12 protein-coding genes and 1 tRNA gene are annotated in these 18,486 nt (G+C 34.5%); 8 read left to right on the top strand and 5 right to left on the bottom strand.

The annotated features are described in order from the left end of the window. The first annotated feature begins 189 nt into the window (after window positions 1-189). Entirely contained in the window at window positions 190-1,536 is a 1,347-nt protein-coding gene (locus tag M4Z11_RS05265; protein WP_249677256.1) for a hypothetical protein, read from the top strand. Between the two features lie 100 nt (window positions 1,537-1,636). Here M4Z11_RS05265 and rpoH read toward each other — a convergent pair whose 3' ends face one another. From rpoH to M4Z11_RS05250, 3 genes are all read right to left on the bottom strand, one after another. Further along, window positions 1,637-2,554, bottom strand: coding sequence for an RNA polymerase sigma factor RpoH (gene rpoH, locus M4Z11_RS05260; RefSeq protein WP_249677254.1), 918 nt, complete (start codon window positions 2,552-2,554; stop codon window positions 1,637-1,639). 156 nt (window positions 2,555-2,710) lie between these two features. Next, entirely contained in the window at window positions 2,711-3,712 is a 1,002-nt protein-coding gene (locus M4Z11_RS05255) for an RluA family pseudouridine synthase (RefSeq protein WP_249677252.1), read from the bottom strand. A gap of 37 nt (window positions 3,713-3,749) precedes the next feature. Further along, window positions 3,750-5,180 carry an aldehyde dehydrogenase family protein gene (locus tag M4Z11_RS05250; protein ID WP_249677248.1) on the bottom strand — a complete coding sequence of 477 codons (1,431 nt, stop codon included), beginning with the start codon at window positions 5,178-5,180 and terminating at the stop codon, window positions 3,750-3,752. Window positions 5,181-5,446: 266 nt separating this feature from the next. Between M4Z11_RS05250 and M4Z11_RS05245 the strand changes: the two genes are divergently transcribed. Further along, the gene (locus M4Z11_RS05245) at window positions 5,447-8,032 is read left to right on the top strand and encodes a DNA translocase FtsK (protein WP_249677246.1); all 2,586 of its coding nucleotides are present in this window, start codon (window positions 5,447-5,449) and stop codon (window positions 8,030-8,032) included. A gap of 454 nt (window positions 8,033-8,486) precedes the next feature. Here M4Z11_RS05245 and mscL read toward each other — a convergent pair whose 3' ends face one another. Then, window positions 8,487-8,900, bottom strand: a complete 414-nt coding sequence (mscL, locus tag M4Z11_RS05240; RefSeq protein ID WP_249677244.1) for a large conductance mechanosensitive channel protein MscL — start codon at window positions 8,898-8,900, stop codon at window positions 8,487-8,489. A gap of 440 nt (window positions 8,901-9,340) precedes the next feature. Between mscL and M4Z11_RS05235 the strand changes: the two genes are divergently transcribed. The 5 genes from M4Z11_RS05235 (at window position 9,341) to pgl (ending at window position 14,856) form a co-directional block, all read left to right on the top strand. Beyond that, window positions 9,341-10,429 carry a quinone-dependent dihydroorotate dehydrogenase gene (locus M4Z11_RS05235; protein ID WP_249677242.1) on the top strand — a complete coding sequence of 363 codons (1,089 nt, stop codon included), beginning with the start codon at window positions 9,341-9,343 and terminating at the stop codon, window positions 10,427-10,429. A gap of 101 nt (window positions 10,430-10,530) precedes the next feature. Continuing rightward, window positions 10,531-10,607: transfer RNA gene (locus tag M4Z11_RS05230), tRNA-His, on the top strand. Window positions 10,608-10,786: 179 nt separating this feature from the next. After that, a complete protein-coding gene (locus M4Z11_RS05225; RefSeq protein ID WP_249677239.1) occupies window positions 10,787-12,214 on the top strand; it encodes a glutamine synthetase family protein in 1,428 nt (475 codons plus the stop codon). Window positions 12,215-12,225: 11 nt separating this feature from the next. After that, window positions 12,226-13,509, top strand: coding sequence for an NAD(P)/FAD-dependent oxidoreductase (locus M4Z11_RS05220; RefSeq protein ID WP_249677237.1), 1,284 nt, complete (start codon window positions 12,226-12,228; stop codon window positions 13,507-13,509). Window positions 13,510-14,118: 609 nt separating this feature from the next. After that, on the top strand, window positions 14,119-14,856 hold the full coding sequence (pgl, locus tag M4Z11_RS05215; RefSeq protein ID WP_249677235.1) for a 6-phosphogluconolactonase: 738 nt from the start codon (window positions 14,119-14,121) through the stop codon (window positions 14,854-14,856). 98 nt (window positions 14,857-14,954) lie between these two features. On the opposite strand, the gene folD is transcribed toward pgl, so the two are convergent. Then, entirely contained in the window at window positions 14,955-15,854 is a 900-nt protein-coding gene (folD, locus tag M4Z11_RS05210) for a bifunctional methylenetetrahydrofolate dehydrogenase/methenyltetrahydrofolate cyclohydrolase FolD (RefSeq protein WP_249677234.1), read from the bottom strand. A gap of 321 nt (window positions 15,855-16,175) precedes the next feature. On the opposite strand from folD, the gene M4Z11_RS05205 reads away from it, so the two are divergent. Beyond that, window positions 16,176-18,056, top strand: coding sequence for an AsmA family protein (locus M4Z11_RS05205; protein WP_249677231.1), 1,881 nt, complete (start codon window positions 16,176-16,178; stop codon window positions 18,054-18,056). Window positions 18,057-18,486: the final 430 nt, after the last annotated feature.

The following is an 18,486-nucleotide window of genomic DNA, read 5'->3' as shown; positions in this document are numbered from 1 at the left end:
AAGCATTTGAGGCTATATAATAGGAAAGGTACAAAATAGCGCTGTTTATTTTTGTACTCATCTAAATTATTATGGCGTTTGTATTAATATCAATTACGTTAGTTGAGGGCTAAAGTAATCAATGAGTAGTGCTTTAGTTTTATAAACTGAGAAATTTTCCTCTTAAGTTTAAGAAAGACTATGTAGAATATGATAGATTTCGTTGGGATCTTAAAAAATACAATTAATGCTCAAAAAGATATTACACCCAAATTACGCGAACAAGTTTATGAACGGGCTACTAAAATATTAGAGCATAAAATTGTAAATATGAAATTGCCAAAAGCAGCAATAGAAGAGCAAAGACGTGCTTTGCAAAGTGCTATTACAACTGTTGAAGAAGAATATTTAGCTGTTGAAAAAAAACAACTTTCTTCAATTATGGGGTGGAATTGTACAGAAAAAAACAGTGATGAGAAAAATGCGCAAAGCTCTCTTTTAGTTGATAATGAGATTGTTGATGAGGCATCTGTAGTATCAGATATACCGGATGCAGAGCTTGTTGATGTAGATGCTTTTAATGTTCATGAAGAGGGTCCAAATATTGAAAAAGACATGTCTAATTCACAAGTGGATAATTCTCATATTGTGTCACATATCTTTTCGCAAGCTTTACGGCGTGCTAATCGGTCATCGCTACAAAAGCGTATTTTAGTAAGTATTATTTCTTTTTTTAGTATTATTATTTTGTTTAGTGGTATTTTTTTTGTTAGCGGACGTATATTTATATCAGACGACCAAAATTTACAGGAGAAAGATATTCAGATATCTAACACACCACAAAAAGTAACTCAAACAAATCGAAAATTAACACAACGCTTATTAGAGGATGGAAGTGAGGTTGATGTTGGTCCAGCTGAAAAAACCGAAGCTCCAAGTTTAGAAGGGACATCAACAGTTATTACGACTAATTTAAAGTCGTTTGGGCAGGTAGGTAAAGCTGTATTATATCAAATGCCTACGAAACATGATGCAGGAAAAGCAGCGACGGGTAGTGCATCATGGTCCTTTATAACAGAAGATTCTGTTAGAGGGCTTCAAGGAGAATTAGCTATAAGAGGCGATATCATAATTCCAGATGAAGGATTATCATTACGGTTAACTTTACGTCGTAATACTGATGAATCTTTGCACGCTGCTTATATTATAGACTTAATTTTTATTACTTCTGATAAATTTTCAGGGCAATCAATCAATAATATTAAATCATTGACTTTTAAAGAAAGTGAGAAATCAATCGGTCAAACTTTAGTTGGAACTGTAACTGCTAGGATTGATGATGATTTTTTTGTTTTTGCATTGATTGGCAATCATCCGTTTCTTGATAGAAATTTACAGTTAATACGTGATCTGGATTGGCTTCGTTTAGTGATAAGCGATAAAAACGGCCGTATGTATGAATTAACTTTTACAAAAGGTCCAGCAGGCCAAACCATTTTTAATGAAGTTATTAAACAATGGCTTATGAAAAAAATCAATCATAAGCCTTTTATTTAAAAAATACTGAATAGAGAAAATAAACTATAACAGTATTCTCAACCTACTTTCAATAGATCTATTTTGCAGTATGAATATATGTTACGATACCAAGTTTCTCTTATTTTTCAGATTTATGCAAACAAATCCGATTTTTTACTTCCTTCTGGCATAGAGTAGAGATTTTAATAGAATTTTGTACTTTTTCAAATGCGCGTGCTTCAATCTGTCTAACACGCTCTCTGCTGATATTAAATTCATTCGAGAGCTCTTCTAGCGTTAGCGGTTCATCTCTTAAACGGCGCGCTTTAAAGATGCGTTTTTCGCGTTCATTAAGATTATCCATAGCTTGTATTAACAAGGAATAACGATTCTCTAATTCATCTTGCTCAATTAAAACTTGTTCTTGGTTATTTGAATCATCCACCAACCAATCTTGCCATTCATAACTTTCACCTTTATTTGTAAGAAGAGGAGCATTAAGGGAAGCATCTCCACTAAGTCGACGGTTCATTGATACCACTTCGTCTTCTGTAACTTTTAATCGTGTTGCAATTTCTTTCACTTGTTGTGCATTGAGATCACCGCTATCAAACATTTGCAATTTGTTTTTTAATTTACGAAGATTGAAAAAAAGACGTTTTTGATTAGCAGTTGTTCCTATTTTCACTAAACTCCATGACCGTAAAACATATTCTTGAATTGATGCTTTAATCCACCACATTGCATAAGTAGCAAGACGAAAACCACGTTCTGGTTCGAAACGTTTAACAGCTTGCATAAGCCCAATATTTCCTTCTGAAATGACTTCTCCAATGGGTAAACCATAACCTCGATATCCTATTGCAATTTTCGCTACAAGACGTAAATGACTGGTTACCAATTTATGAGCTGCTTTCGGGTCATTATGCTCATGATAACGCTTAGCTAACATATATTCTTCTTGTGGCTCAAGTATTGGAAAACGGCGGATTTCTTCTAAATAACGGTTCAGACTATTATCATTTGCTATAAACGATGGTAAATTTATATGGGCCATAAAGCACCCTCCTTTTGCATGAATTCCCTTAAAGGCGAATTTTATTTACAAACATTATATATATAACACGTTTCTTGCTTTATTTACACTAATATAATTCGCAATTTTATTTGAAACTAGATATTTTGTTATAAAATCTTGTAATGATTAAAGGTTTCAATTAAGTTTTTTTAAATAGTTGATAAGGTTAGTGAGATCTTTGGGAAATGAGGAGGAAAAAGACATAATTTTGCTATTAGCTGGATGCTCAAAGGTAAGGCTAGTTGCATGGAGCGCTTGCCGATTGAACTGATCGATTATATTTTTAATTTCAGGATCAAGAGTATTTGACTTTGTTTTAAAAGCATTTCCGTATACTTTATCTCCTATAAGGGGATGACCAATATGGGCCATATGAACTCGAATTTGATGTGTGCGTCCGGTTTCTAGACGACATTCCAGAAGACTAGCTAAAGATGTTGCATCATTACAAGTTCCGTATTTCTCTAATAAAGAAAAATGCGTAATAGCACGACGAGCATGAGTGTGTTCACTATGAACGACAGTGCGCTTTGTTCGATCACGAGAAGAACGGGCAAGGAATGTATCAATTGTCGCAATATTGCGATTAGGAGAACCCCAAATGACAGCATGGTAACGTCGGTCTAATGCGCTGGTTCGTCCATGATCAGCAAATTGGGCATTAAGATTTCTATGAGCAAGGTCATTTTTAGCAATAACCATAACACCGCTTGTGTCTTTATCAAGACGATGAACAATACCAGGACGTTTAATACCTCCGATACCAGATAAACTATCGCTACAATGATAAATAAGTGCGTTTACTAAGGTACCTGTCCAATTACCATTGCCAGGATGAACGACAAGACCGGCTGGTTTATTAATAACAATAACATGATTATCTTCAAATAAAATATCAAGAGCTAGAGCTTCACCTCGAGGTTGTGCGTCGTTAGAAGTAGGTATCGTCAATTCGATTATTTGATTAGATTTTAATTTTATTTTTGGTTCTTTTATTAATTGACCATCAATTTTTAAATAACCTTCGCGGATTAGAGTTTGCAAACGTGAACGTGATAATTCACCTTTATATTGTTTAGCAAGCCATTGATCAATTCGTTGTCCACATGCGTTTTCGTTTGTTATGTATTGTGCCACTACATGATCCCTTTTTTGAGGTTTTTATGGGATTCTTTTACCAATATGAAATCGCTTTGGTATCTAAAAATTCTTCGATTCCCCAACGTCCACCTTCACGAGCGCGTCCAGATTGTTTTACACCCCCAAAATAACTGCCATCAGGCAAATCATATCCGTTAATTTCTATCATACCAGAACGTAGTTGTGCAGCAATACGTTGACATCTATTTCGGTCTTGTGATTGTATATAATTGGTGAGACCATATTCTGTATCATTGGCTAAGGTGACAGCTTCTTCCTCTGTATTAAAGGGAATAATTGAAAGAACTGGGCCGAATATTTCTTCTCGGAAAATACGCATATGTGGTTTTACATCAGCGAAGACTGTTGGTCGTACGTAATAGCCCTGTTTCATACCTATAGGGAGACCTGTGCCACCAGCGACAAGAATTGCTCCTTCGTCAATTCCAGATTGGATAAGGGCTTGAATTTTATCGTATTGTTGTTTTGATACAACAGGACCAATGTGATTCCCTGATTGATAACTTAGTCCTACCATTGTTTTTTCAGCAATATGTTGTGCTATTGTTACAGCTTTATTATAGATTGAGTGTTCCACAAGCATACGTGTTGGTGCATTGCAGCTTTGCCCACTATTATGGAAACAGTTGTTTACGCCACGTTGAAGAGCATCAGCATCAGCATCAGCAAAAATAAGGTTAGCTCCTTTTCCCCCCAGTTCTAAGCAGACGCGTTTTAAGGTATCACTAGCATTTTTAGAAATAGCTTTTCCTGCTCTTGTTGAGCCCGTGAAACTGATCATTTCTAAATCTGGATGTGAAGATAAATACGAGCCTACATTGGCTCCATCACCGTTAATTAAATTAAAAACACCAGCAGGTAAAGCAGCTTCATCTAAAATTTCAGCGAAAAGCATTGCAGAAAGAGGAGCAAGTTCAGAGGGTTTTAAGATCATAGTACAGCCAGCCAATAACGCAGGAATGACTTTTAAAGTTATTTGATTCATGGGCCAATTCCATGGTGTAATCAATCCGACTACACCAATAGGATCGTATTGCAAGATTGCATGGTTATAGTCTTTTATTAAAACTTGTTGAAAAGAAAAATCTTTGAAAGCTTTGATAAAATTGCGAATATGATAGCTACCGGCAGCAGTTTGAGAATTTCGCGCCATATCAATAGGTGCACCCATTTCCATTGAAATAGTTTTGGCGATATTTTCAGAGCGTTTTTCGTAAATTTCTAAAATTTTTTCAATAAAGGCAAGACGTTGCTCTGGTGTAGTTTTTTTCCAATTTTGAAAAGCATTTTTGGCAGCAGTAATTGCTTTATCTACATCTTTGGTATTCCCAACACTGATAACAGCACAGATTTCCTCTGTTGATGGGTTAATAACATGAAGATCATTGTTTGCACTCGGGTTTTCCCATAGACCGTTGATATAAAATTGTCTCTTATTTAACATAATTTATTTACCATTTCTTTGTCTGCAAATTACAGAGTACAGTTTGCTGTGTGACAAGAGGTTCTTCACTGAAATATGAATGGGTTTAAAGTAAAGAAATAATACCACATTACCATATTAGTGATTGTATTTTTCTTTAATTAATTTTTTTATTTTGAATTAAAAAAAATTGACGGTTAGCAAAAGGTTATTAACCTTCATAATATAACATTTACGCATTCTCATTGTAAAATAGTTATTCTCATTTCTATAATTTGTTGGTTATCATGGGTCATTTGGAAAAAAAATCTATTTCTACGTCTTTTTCTGCTGATAAAAGTACAGAAGATGTATCAAAAAAAAATTCATCAGATAATATTGTTGAAATACTTTCTTATCCTGCGGTGTGGAAAAAAGCATTTTCTCTTGGTCAGAACGTACGTTTCACTCGAACACCAGAAGTGGAGATTTTACGTCGTCGTATAGAAACAGATCCAATTTTTGCAAAACAATTTAAAGGTTTTGCAGAAAAAAAACAGCAAAGACTTGAAAATATGGTAAAATTGGATAGGGCAGCAATGGAACCTCAATTGACAGAGAATGAAATGAATATTTCGTTGTCTGAAAAGAAAGCATCGCTTTATTCTTCAGCTGCTTTTAAGCAATGTATACAACAGACTATGGTTACACCAGTTGAAGAAAATAGAGTGCATCATTCATCTTTAGTAGAAGTAGAAAACGTAACCCAAAAAACAGATCATACATTGTCTCTATCTAATTATTTGTCTGATGATGCATTTTTTGAGTGTGATTCTTTTATATTAGGACAAATTAATCAGAAGGCTTCAAGAGAAGAAATATCAGTTAATTTTATTCATAATGAAGATTCATTAAAGACTGATTCTGTCATTGATGAATCAATTACTGCTTTTTATCGTGTGCTTGAATGTCGTTATCCTCAGTTTTGCAATATGAGTGTATCAAAAGATTCAACAGGAGAGATAAAGGATTCTGAGAAAATTTTTGATGTGAATTATGCGGAAAGTGAAGCTGTTCAAGAGATTCGAAAGTGTCATGTTGAATCTTTTTTGAAGGATGAAGATAATAAGGAAGGTGTAAAGAGACAAGATTCATCTGTTATCGAAGAATCTATTCATGAAACAAACAATATAATGGATACTGTAGCGCATAATGACTCGTTTCATGTTACTGATTGCATAACGGCAAGAGAGAACACAGTAGATATTTCTCTAATGAGAAAAAAAGAAAGTGAACAGAAAACTACGAGTATACCGTTTCGTGGTCGTGATTCAGCTTTTGTACCAAGTTTTCATTCTGTAAACTGCGCTGCTTATGAATTTCCTCCAATTGATTTATTGCAAGAGCCTGTTTTTCAGGAAGGTACAATTATTTCGCAAGAAACATTGGAGTGTAGTGCAGGGCTTTTGGAAAGCGTTTTAGAGGATTTTGGCATTAAGGGTGAAATTATTCATGTTCGCCCAGGGCCAGTGGTGACAATGTACGAATTTGAACCAGCTGCTGGGGTTAAGTCATCACGGGTTATTGGTCTTTCTGATGATATTGCTCGTTCTATGTCTGCTATTTCTGCTCGTGTTGCTGTGATTCCTGGACGGAATGTTATTGGAATTGAGTTACCAAATGCAGTTCGTGAGACTGTTTATTTGCGCGAATTAATTCAATCAAGTACTTTTAGTGATAGTGAATTTAAATTAGCTCTCGCTTTAGGGAAAGGGATTAATGGTGATCCTGTAATAGCAGAATTGGCAAAAATGCCCCATTTGTTAGTTGCTGGAACAACAGGATCGGGAAAGTCAGTTGCTATTAATACAATGATTTTGTCGATTCTTTATCGACTTTCGCCAGAGCAATGCCGTTTGATTATGGTTGATCCTAAAATGCTGGAACTTTCTATTTATGATGGTATCCCACATCTTCTAACACCTGTTGTAACTGATCCCAAAAAAGCTGTGACGGCTTTAAAATGGGTGGTTCGTGAAATGGAAGAGCGTTACCGAAAAATGGCTAAGCTGGGTGTACGTAATATTGATGGTTTTAATGCACGGATTGCACTTGCTGTGGAAAAAGGTGAAACAATTATGTGTACTGTACAGTCGGGCTTTGATAAGGAAAGCGGAGAAATACTTTATCATGAAGAAACTATAGATTTGACACAGTTGCCTTATATTGTAGTTATTGTTGATGAAATGGCGGATCTCATGATGGTGGCTGGTAAAGAGATTGAAGGTGCTATTCAACGTTTAGCACAAATGGCTCGGGCTGCTGGTATTCATCTTATTATGGCTACGCAACGTCCTTCTGTGGATGTGATTACTGGCACAATTAAGGCAAATTTTCCTACTCGCATTTCTTTTCAAGTTACATCGAAAATTGATAGTCGTACAATTTTAGGTGAACAAGGTGCTGAAACCCTTTTAGGGCAGGGAGATATGCTTCACATGGCTGGTGGTGGCCGTATTGTGCGTGTGCATGGACCTTTTGTTTCTGATAAAGAAGTGGAATCAGTTGTTGCACACCTTAAAAAGCAGGGAAAACCTGATTATTTAGCAACAGTAACGGATAATGAGGAGAATGATAACGATGCTGAAATTGCTGATTCTGTTTCTGAAATTGTTTCAGTAGGAAGTTCTAGCGAAGATGGTGAAGAGCTTTATGTACAAGCGGTTAAAATTGTATTGCGTGATAAAAAATGTTCAACATCTTATATTCAGCGTCGTCTTGCAATAGGCTATAATAAAGCAGCGTCTCTTGTAGAACGAATGGAAGAGGAGGGTATTGTTGGGGCAGCCAATCATGTAGGAAAACGTGAAATTTTGCTTAGTAAGTGCAATTAAAGATAATATTAAAATCCTATAACTATCAGATCTATATTAGGAGCTAAATGATTCATTTTTTTAGCGCGTGCGTGATTCCGTGCTTATTTTTTATCGCGCATATTCATAAGATTAAATAAAGAGTGACAGAACAGAAAGACTATTTGAAGATTTCAGTTCAATAACTTATTATATATCTGTTTTTATAGAGGAAAAACGTACTTCAAAATTGTAGTGAGAGATAACTGTTAACAATAGAGATGATAAAAAAATTGTATGAACGATGCAGCTTTATGATCAAATAAATAGTAGATATTGTGACAGCATATTTACCAAAATTAGCTTGGGTTCCACTAGGTGTCAGACAGTGTTAAAAGGGATTGGGAACCAAACTTATTATTTTTAAAACTTAATCACAGAACAAAGATAGAAATTATTGTTTTTATATTCCATGATTAAAGTTATGTGTGTGAACTTATTTTTTATTGGCTAATAGGTCTCGGATTTCTGTTAAAAGTTTCTCTTCAAGAGACATGCCTGTTAGATTTTCTGCGTCTTTTTGTTGGCGGCGAATTTTATTGATTCCTTTGACAAAAAGGAAAAGAATCCAAGCAATAATTAGAAAATTGATAAGAAGTGTTATAAAATTTCCGTAGCTAATGGTTGCACCTGCTTCTTTCGCAGCATGTAGGGTCGCTTTTTTTTCACCAGCGAGTTGAATAAACATATTAGAGAAGTCAATACCACCTGTGATAAGACCAATCACTGGCATAAAAATATCGTTAACGATTGAATTAACTAGACCACCAAAAGCGCCTCCTATAATGACACCGATAGCTAAATCAATCATATTTCCTTTTAGAGCAAATTCTTTGAATTCTTTAAGCATTGTGTTTTCCTATTTATATGTGCGATGTATAATAATTTTAACTATCGCTTTTAATAAAAAAGAAAAGAGGAATTTTAATTTACTTGATCAATTATACTGTAAATATCAACAATATTTTACAAAATTCTTATGATAAATGAAAATGCCCCACTGAATTTTTCATTTTAGGTTAATATTAAAGGTATTTTATATTAAAATAGTTATATTAAAAATCATGAATTATGAAAATATGTTAGATGTATAAAATTACCTCAGTGATTTATCTGAATTTTTTCCAGTATTTATAGAGTAAAGTTAATCACTTAGTGATATTGTACAGTTTTGTACTATAGAGATTTATTTCATCATTTTTACGCTATTTTGTCTTTATTGGTGTTTTTTGATGCGCGAAAATTTCAATAAAATGCAAAAGATAGATTTTATTGTATAAAGGTAGTTTCATGAGTTTTTTTCGTTGTATTGGTCGTTCCGCTTTATTTCTGTTAGATCCAGAGCGTGCGCATCGTTTAGCTATTTCTGGACTAAAAAGTGGATTGGGTTGTTGTCAGAAGATTTTTGATGAGCGTTTATGTGTCAATATTTTAGGACTTGAATTTGAAAATTTTATTGGTCTTGCTGCAGGTTTTGATAAAAATGCAGAAGTTGTAGATTCTATTTTACGCTTAGGGTTTGGTTTTACTGAAATTGGTACAGTTACACCAAAACCACAGGTTGGAAATCCAAAACCACGGCTTTTCCGTTTGATAGAAGATGAAGCTATTATTAATAGAATGGGCTTTAATAATGACGGATATCAAATTGTTTATCGTAAGCTTTGTGCGCGTAAACGGGTTGGTATTGTAGGAGTCAATATTGGTGCGAATAAGGATACAGTAAATAGGATTGATGATTATGTTTCTGGTATTTCTTGCTTTTACAGCGTTGCTGATTATTTTGCGCTTAATGTTTCTTCGCCTAATACACCAGGCTTACGTAATTTACAGATACGTGATAGCTTGCGTTTTTTGATTCAGGCAATTTCGCAAGCGCGCAGCGAACAAAAGGAAAAGCATGGATTCTCTATTCCAATTTTTTTGAAAATTTCTCCTGATTTGACGGAGAAGGAATTGGATGATGTGGCTCAAGAAATAAGTGCTTCTGATTTTGATGGTTTAATTGTTTCTAACACGACTCTTTCGCGTCGAGGACTCACAAATAACAGATGGACTGCTGAAGAAGGTGGGCTATCAGGGTGTCCATTATTTGAACGTTCTACTATTGTTCTTGCAAAAATGCGTAAAAAATTAGGAAAAAATATTGCAATCATTGGTGTTGGTGGTGTGAGGGATGCACAAACAGCTTTGGAAAAAGTTAAAGCTGGCGCAGATTTGATACAAATTTATAGCGGAATGATTTATGAAGGACCAAATATTGCTGTGACCATTATGAAAGAAATTTTGCAGTTGATGCAGCAAGATGGTACTGATACTATAAAAGCTTATCGTGATTATCATGTTGACAATTGGGCAAAATGCGCACTTTCTTTATAAGAAAATTGTTGTTTTTTGATAAAAAGTGTAAGTTTTTTTTAAAGAGGCTTGCAAACTCTTTTGATCTTCCGTATGTCACACAAACAAAAATAAGTATTTATGCGGTTGTAGCTCAGCTGGTTAGAGCGCTGGTTTGTGGCACCAGAGGTCGTAGGTTCAAATCCCACCAACCGTACCATTTCGCACTGTTTTTAGTAAATTAAACGGTATTTTAGAAAATCGTTAGATGTATTTACCTGGATAGACGTTATTATGTTCTTTAAATAAAAATTAAGCTGATGCAATTTTTGCATAATATTGATTATATAAAATGATGTTATAACAAAGAGAGCTTAATTTTTCTTGAATTGGCGTGTTATGACTGTGAAAAATGATAAACAAATGAAGAACAAAAATTGTAAGTCTGTTTCTGATTTTCTCAAAAAATTACGTGGTGTAAAAGATTGGGAGCAAGTTTCACAATGGCTTGCATTCCGAAACGTAGAGGATATCGAGTGTATTACACCTGATCAGGCAGGGGTAGCACGTGGCAAGATGATGCTTTCTAAAAAGTTCACGTCAGATACATCATTAGCGTTACCTTCATCTGTTTTTATGTCAACAATTTCAGGAAATTATCCTGAAGATGGCAATGGTTTTGAATATCCAAAAGCAGATGGTGATTTACGCCTTGAACCTGATCTTTCTACATTGACCATTGTACCGTGGGAAGAGGCTCCTACAGCACAAGTGATTTGTGATATTATCTATCAAAATGGACAGACCGTTGAGTATACACCGCGTAATGTTTTGAGAACAGTGATTGATTTTTATACTCAGATGGGTTTAAAGCCAGTTGTTGCGCCAGAAATTGAATTTTATTTTGTGCAAAAGAATCCCGATCCTGATTATCCTTTGGTATCTCCAGTTGGTCGTTCTGGGCGTGCAATTGGAGGAGGACAGGGATATTCGATTGCTGGTGTGAATGAATTTGATGAGGTGATTGATGATATTTATCATTTTTCAGAAGCACAAGGATTGGAAATTGATACACTTATTCATGAAGAAGGAGCAGGCCAATTTGAAATTAATTTACGTCATGGGGACCCTATTGAATTAGCTGACCAAGTTTTTATGTTTAAAAGAACTATCCGTGAGGCAGCACTTAAACATAATATGTATGCAACGTTTATGGCAAAGCCTATCCAGGGGCAGCCAGGATCTGCTATGCATATTCATCAATCTGTTATAGATCAAGAAACAGGTGCGAATATTTTCACAGAAGAGGATGGTGGAGAAAGTATATATTTTCACTACTTTATTGGTGGATTACAAAGACATATGGCAGGAGCTCTTGTTATGCTTGCTCCTTATGTTAATTCTTACCGACGTCTCATGCCTGGAATCTCAGCACCGGTTAATTTGCGATGGGGATATGATAATCGTACAACAGCTTTTCGTGTGCCACGTTCTGTTCCACAGGGACGGCGTGTTGAGAATAGAATTCCTTCATCAGATACTAATCCTTATTTGGCACTTGCAGCTTCTTTGGCTTGTGGTCTCATTGGCTTACAACAAAAACTTGAGCCAGATAAACCAACAAAAAAAGCTGTAAATTCTGATAATATTGAATTACCACGTGGCCTCGTTGAAGCTGTTAATTTATTTGAACAAGATAAGGAATTGCGTGCTATTTTAGGAGATACATTTGTGAGCACTTATGCTGCTATTAAACGACAAGAATTTGAAATTTTTATGGAAGTTATTAGTCCGTGGGAGCGTGAATATCTTCTGCTGAATGTTTAAGTATTTCTACTATGAGCGATTATAATCCCATTTCTCCTGGAGATTCTTGGTATGAAGATACTTTAGAAGAACGTCCTTCGTATCCATTCGTTGACGAACAAGCACAGTGTGATGTGGTTATTATTGGAGGTGGTTTTACGGGGCTTTCAGCTGCTTATCACTTAGCTAAAAATGGAGTTAGTGTTATTTTATGTGAGGCTTCGCGTTTTGGTGATGGAGCTTCTGGACGCAATGGAGGACAATTGGGAACAGGGCAACGACAATGGGTAGAAACATTAGAGAAAAAATATGGTTTTGAACGAAGTAAAGCACTGTTTGATTTAGCTGAAGAAGCTAAAAGAGATATTTTGTCTTGGTGTATTAGACCTGATTGTAAAATTGATTTTATGATAGGGCAGCTTTCAGTCATCCATAAAAAACGTGAAATTATAGCTTATCAGAAGCATGTTGAGACATTGCAGCGTTATGGTTACTCTGGCCTTACTTTTATGAATAAAAATGAAACCGCTGAGCGACTTGGCTCATCTTTTTATCACGGTGGTCTCTATGATGCAGAAACTGGTCATATCAATCCTTTAAAATTTGTTGTGTGGTTGGCAAAAAAAGCAAAAAAGGCTGGTGCTAAACTTTATGAAAAAACACAGATAACAGGAATAGAACGAAAGGGAAATCAGTATGTAGTATTAACAAAGCGGGCGAACATTAAGGCTGAAAATGTTTTATTAGCAACCAATGCCTATAAACTTGGACTTCAGCGTTTTGTTGAGAAAAATATTGTTTCTATTCGCTCATATATTGGAGCAACCGAGCCGTTACCAGAGCATAGTGCGATTCTTTCAAATGGTGAAGCAGTAGATGATTCTCGTTTTATGGTTCGTTATTTTCGCAAAAGTATTGATAATCGCTTATTATTTGGAGGGGTAGAAAGTTATGATCATCGGTATCCGATTAACTTAAATGAACGTATATATCGACAAATTATTGAAGTTTATCCTCAATTACGGTTTATAAATTTGACTCATTGTTGGGGAGCAACAGTCGCAATTACAGTTGAACGCATGCCCTATGTTCGCCAAATTATGCCAGGTGTTACTTATTGTGGCGGATATTCAGGGCATGGGGTTATGCTAGCTCCCTTTATAGGGAAATTATATGCTGAATGGTTATCCGGAAAGCATGAACGTTTTGCATATTTTCAAGATTTAAAAATTTCTTCTTTTCCAGGTGGAAAATTTTTGCGTTATCCACTTATATTTTTAGCCATGAATTGGTTTTCATTGATGGATCATTTTTAATTAGTCATGATTTGAAGTGAGGAAAGTTAATGACTTATTTTGCATCTATCTGCTTTGTAGTATGAGTTTTTGTGAGACTGTGTTTATGTGATTTATGGAAAGAGGGAAGTGATAGAAAAATATTATAGCTTATAAGGTTATGATTGATAATTTTTCATGGACGAAGACAATTTTTTATTTATCGATAGATAAGAATATGTCTGAATTTGTTGTGATTTTAAAATTTATTTTTATAATATTTTTAATATGAATGTAGAAAAAGATCTAATTGATTAATTACTTATCCATTATTTGATGAAGAAGGATTCAATTTCAACAAGTCTGTAGTTTTATTATATATCATGAGATTTGAATTTTCAGATGCGTTTTCTGAGAATAATTTTTAGTGCTTTTGAATGCTTATTGGTTGGCGCTATGTGCAAATAAAGTATTGTTTGTGCATTATGATGAAGTTGTTGGGTGTTAGATTGATCTAATTCTTAAAGAATGGAAAACAATCAACTTCTCTATGCATTAGCATAATTATGGTTCATTAATAGGATATTTGTTTTAATTGTTTTGAATGAACGTGATAGGTGCACATAGAATAATTTATTTGGGGCGATAATAATGTATGAAATGAATATCAACCGTTTAAATTTTGAAACACCTTCTGCTTTAGCATTAGCATTAACGGATAGGGTTGCGGCAGAGCTTAGCGTCTCTATTCTTGAGCGTAAACAAGCAGTTCTAGCTGTTTCTGGTGGGAATACATCAGAATTGTTTTTTCATTATTTATCGAAAGTTGATATTGATTGGAAAAATATCATTATAACTTTGGTTGATGAACGTTTTGTATCTATTAGCGATGAGCGTTCAAGTGAATATTGTGTGCGGCACCATTTATTACAAAATTTTGCTGCTAAAGCACGTTTTGTAGGGCTTTATCATAAAGCAGTAACTGCTGAGCTTGCTGCTTTTTCAGCTGCTAATCGTGTGAATAGCTTACCTATGCCGTTTGATGTTATTGTTTTAGGAATGGGTATTGATGGACATACCGCTTCTTTTTTTCCAAATAGTGATCGTTTGGAGCAAGCACTTGACTTACAATCACAAGCACTTGTTTTACCTATTTATGCAAAGAGTATTGCTGAGCCAAGATTGACATTGACTTTGCCGGTTATAATTCAATCTCGTTTTATTGCTCTTCATTTTGAAGGATCTCAAAAATACGCTTGTTTCGAGGAAGCTTGTCGAAATGGATCTGAAATGGAAATGCCTATCAGAGCAGTTTTACATCACGCACAGCATCTCGTTCAAGTTTATTGGTCTCCGGCAGAAAATGAAGTACAAGAAGCAAAAAAGTAATGAAAGTATTTTAGGAATGAAATGTTCTTTCTTATTATTAAATGTGCAAATTAATAAGAAATAATTTATCATTAATGTAATGAAGGTATGTACAATTTTTAGAATTCTGGTACAGGTAATTTGTGGGCTCGGGCAGCAGCTTTAAGTGTATTAACCATAAGCATGGCAATAGTCATAGGACCAACACCTCCTGGTACAGGGGTGATAGCTGCGGCTTTTTCCTTAACTTCTTCAAAATCAACATCGCCAACAATATAGGTTGTTGTTTTGTCTGTTTTTGATGTTGCAATTCGATTAATACCAACATCGATAATAATAGCTCCTTTTTTGACCCATTCTTTTTTAATCATCTTGGGATGACCAACAGCTACTACTAAAATATCAGCACTACGGCATATTTCATCAAGATCACGGGTACGACTATGTGCAATCGTTACTGTAGCATTGGCTGCTGTTAAGAGGGTTGCTATGGGTTTCCCAACAATATTAGAGCGTCCGACGATGACAGCATCCAGACCGGATAAATCTTTGCCGCATTTTTGTTGAATCATCATAATAATACCAGCTGGTGTACAAGGAACTATTGTATCTTCAAAGACATTTGCTGTGAGTTTTCCTATATTTATGTAGTGGAAACCATCAACGTCTTTCTGAAAAGCAATATTTTGTGTTACATTGTTTGTATTGATATGAGCAGGAAGAGGAAGTTGCACCAAAATGCCGTGGATTTTAGGATCAGAATTTAACGTTTCGATAAGTTGAAGGAGCTCTTTTTCTTGTGTTTCTTTGGACAAGACATGTTTGATTGAAAGGAAGCCACATTCTTCAGCTTTTTTACTTTTTGATGAAACATAAATTTGGCTTGCAGGATCATCTCCTACAATAATAACAGCGATACCGGGTTGTATTTTATGATTATCGTAGAGTTTTTTTGTTTCATTTTTAACTTTAACCAGAATGTCTTCGGCAAGTTTTTTGCCGTCAATAATATTATCCATAAGAGGAATCCTTTCGATAAGCCTGTTTGGCTTTATATAAAGCATTTGCTGATAATAAAATAGAGTTTATGGCAATGTTTAAGTTAGAATAAAAAAGGTAGTGAAATGATTCTCATATATTTTAAAAATACTTTGAAGATATTTAAAAATAAATTGTTTACTGAAAAAGTAATGATGTCGCTGTTCCAATAAAATTTCGATAAAAGTGGAAGTAATTAAACTATTAACATGTATAATAGACTGCAAGAGTATAAAAATCTTTCTGCACTTCATTATATTTGATTTTAGTTTGTGTTAAGAACGAGAGCTTAGAGGAAAATTGTGTGCATTAAAATAATAAAATTTTTAAGTGGGATTTTTATCGCAATTGTTTTTTTGGGTGGGGCTGCTGTTATTATTTTGCCCTATATTGTATCAACAGATGCGATTCGTATCCGTTTAGCACAGGATTTAAGTGTATGGACGGGCTATAATGTTCAATTACGCGATCCTCCAAGATTAAAACTTTTTCCTTATCCAAAAGCGTTTCTTTCAGGAGTTACTTTAACGCCAAAAATTGAAAATGTTGCACCTTTAATGGAAGTAGAATCAATAGAAGTTGATCTCTCTTTAGTTTCTCTTTTTTGGGGACATATTTCTTTTTCGGAAACGCGAATTATGTATCCCAAATTTGTTATGGATAAACCTGTTAAAACAGTATCTGATTTTTTTGATACACTTTTGCGGTCGCAAGGTGCATTAGGCTTGGCAATACAGAATGCTCGTGAAGTTATTAAACATAATCCTGATAATCCAGATTTAGCAAGCCTTTTAAATCAACCTTTTGGACGTATTATTATTGAAAATGGTACGCTGATGTATCGTGATGGCGTTTCTAGTGTAATGGAACAAATAACAGAGTTAAATGCATCGATAGATTGGCCTAGATTAACACAGGCATTACAGTTTCGTGCCAAAGCCCGTTGGCATGGAGAACTGACGGAATTATTAATTAATGCTGATCAAGCTTTGTTTCTTTTAGCAGGAGGTAAAAGCTCACTTAAGATAAGTTTTAATTCTGTGCGTGGTGGTATAACATTTGAAGGGCAGGCAAGGTTATCTGAATATTATATTTTTGACGGAAAGGTTTCATTACGTTCCCCTGGTTGGGATCAGACAGTAGCATGGATCGGTGGCAATCAGTTTTGGGGGCATGGGTTGAAAATACCTATTGTGTGGGAATCTCATTTTTTAGCACAGCCGACGCGTATTCGAATGAACAATGTTATATTTATGATGGGTACAGCAAATGCACGTGGAGCTTTAGAATTTGATTTTAAAAATCATATACCTATTCTTATTGGATCTTTAGGTTTTGATAAGCTTGATTTTAACGTTATGAAATCGTTATTTTTTTGCTCTGAACAGGAAAATGAATTTTTTAATCTAGCTTTTTTAAATCAGATAGGGTTGGATGTGCGGCTTTCAGCGCCACAAGCGAAAATAGGTAATATTGCACTTACTGATTTGGCAGCCGCAATACAAATTAAAAACGGATATGGCATTTTTGATCTTGGAAACGTGAACATTTTTGGTGGTTCTATTCAAAGCAATATCCAGATTATTCCAGATAGTAAAAAAACACATATTAAAGTAAGTGCTTCAGGTACTTCTGTTGATGCACAAACCATTTTATTAGCTTTAGGACTTACTCCATTTGTACAAGCAAAAACCAATTTTATTATGACAATACAGATGTTTCCTAGTTGTTGGTCAAAAATTCTTACTCAGATGCAAGGGCAGTTAACATTGAATATGTTCTCTGGTCAAGTGGTAGGATATAATCTGAATGATTTGCAAAACAAATTTTCAAAAAATGAACAGTTTCTTTTAATGCATAATCAGAAGCATTCAACAGATTTTGATCGTTTGGATATTAAGGCGAAATTTTTAGATGGTACAATATTTGTGACAGAAGCATTAATGCATACTACAGATTGGAATTTGTTTATTCATAGAGCAATAGAAATTTTTGATACTAAGAATGAGCAGAATGATGTGATATTACGAGCAAAATTACAGAAAAATAATCGTTCAGAGACTATATGCAAAGATATTGAGTGTCTCACTAATAGTCTTGAACGACCTTTAATTTTTTCATTCAGTCCTACAGAGAAAAATTTCGGCAGTTTTTTCGTCAAGAAAAATAATAATGAAAACTAGTATTTTTTTCATTATTAGTGGTAATATAGAGAATTTTAGGAAATATTGTCTTATATAAAATTCTAAGAATATGCTTATTTGTATGTATTTATGCTGGTGTATGTCTGTTGAAGTGAGTAGAAATACAGTAGCCATCTTGGATAATTACACAATTCTCATCTGCTCCAACTGAGCTAATTCCTATAGCAACCAGAATAAAGACTAGAATTGAGGTAATAGTGATAATTGTAGCCTTTTGAACAGACATATTTTTCTCCAATTATAAGGTAAGCTATTAAGTAAATACTATGTATTATTAATTATGAAGTTTTATGAAACTAAAAATTGTTTAACATTCTATTTGTTCCGGTTATATCTTATAAAAGTAAAAAAAATTTTATTATAATTTAGTTTTATAGATTTAATTTTTCTGTTGATTGTTCTTTGTTGC

It is taken from the genome of Bartonella bilalgolemi (assembly GCF_023500045.1).
Taxonomy (GTDB): domain Bacteria; phylum Pseudomonadota; class Alphaproteobacteria; order Rhizobiales; family Rhizobiaceae; genus Bartonella; species Bartonella bilalgolemii.
This window is presented reverse-complemented; position numbering and strand designations above follow the sequence as displayed.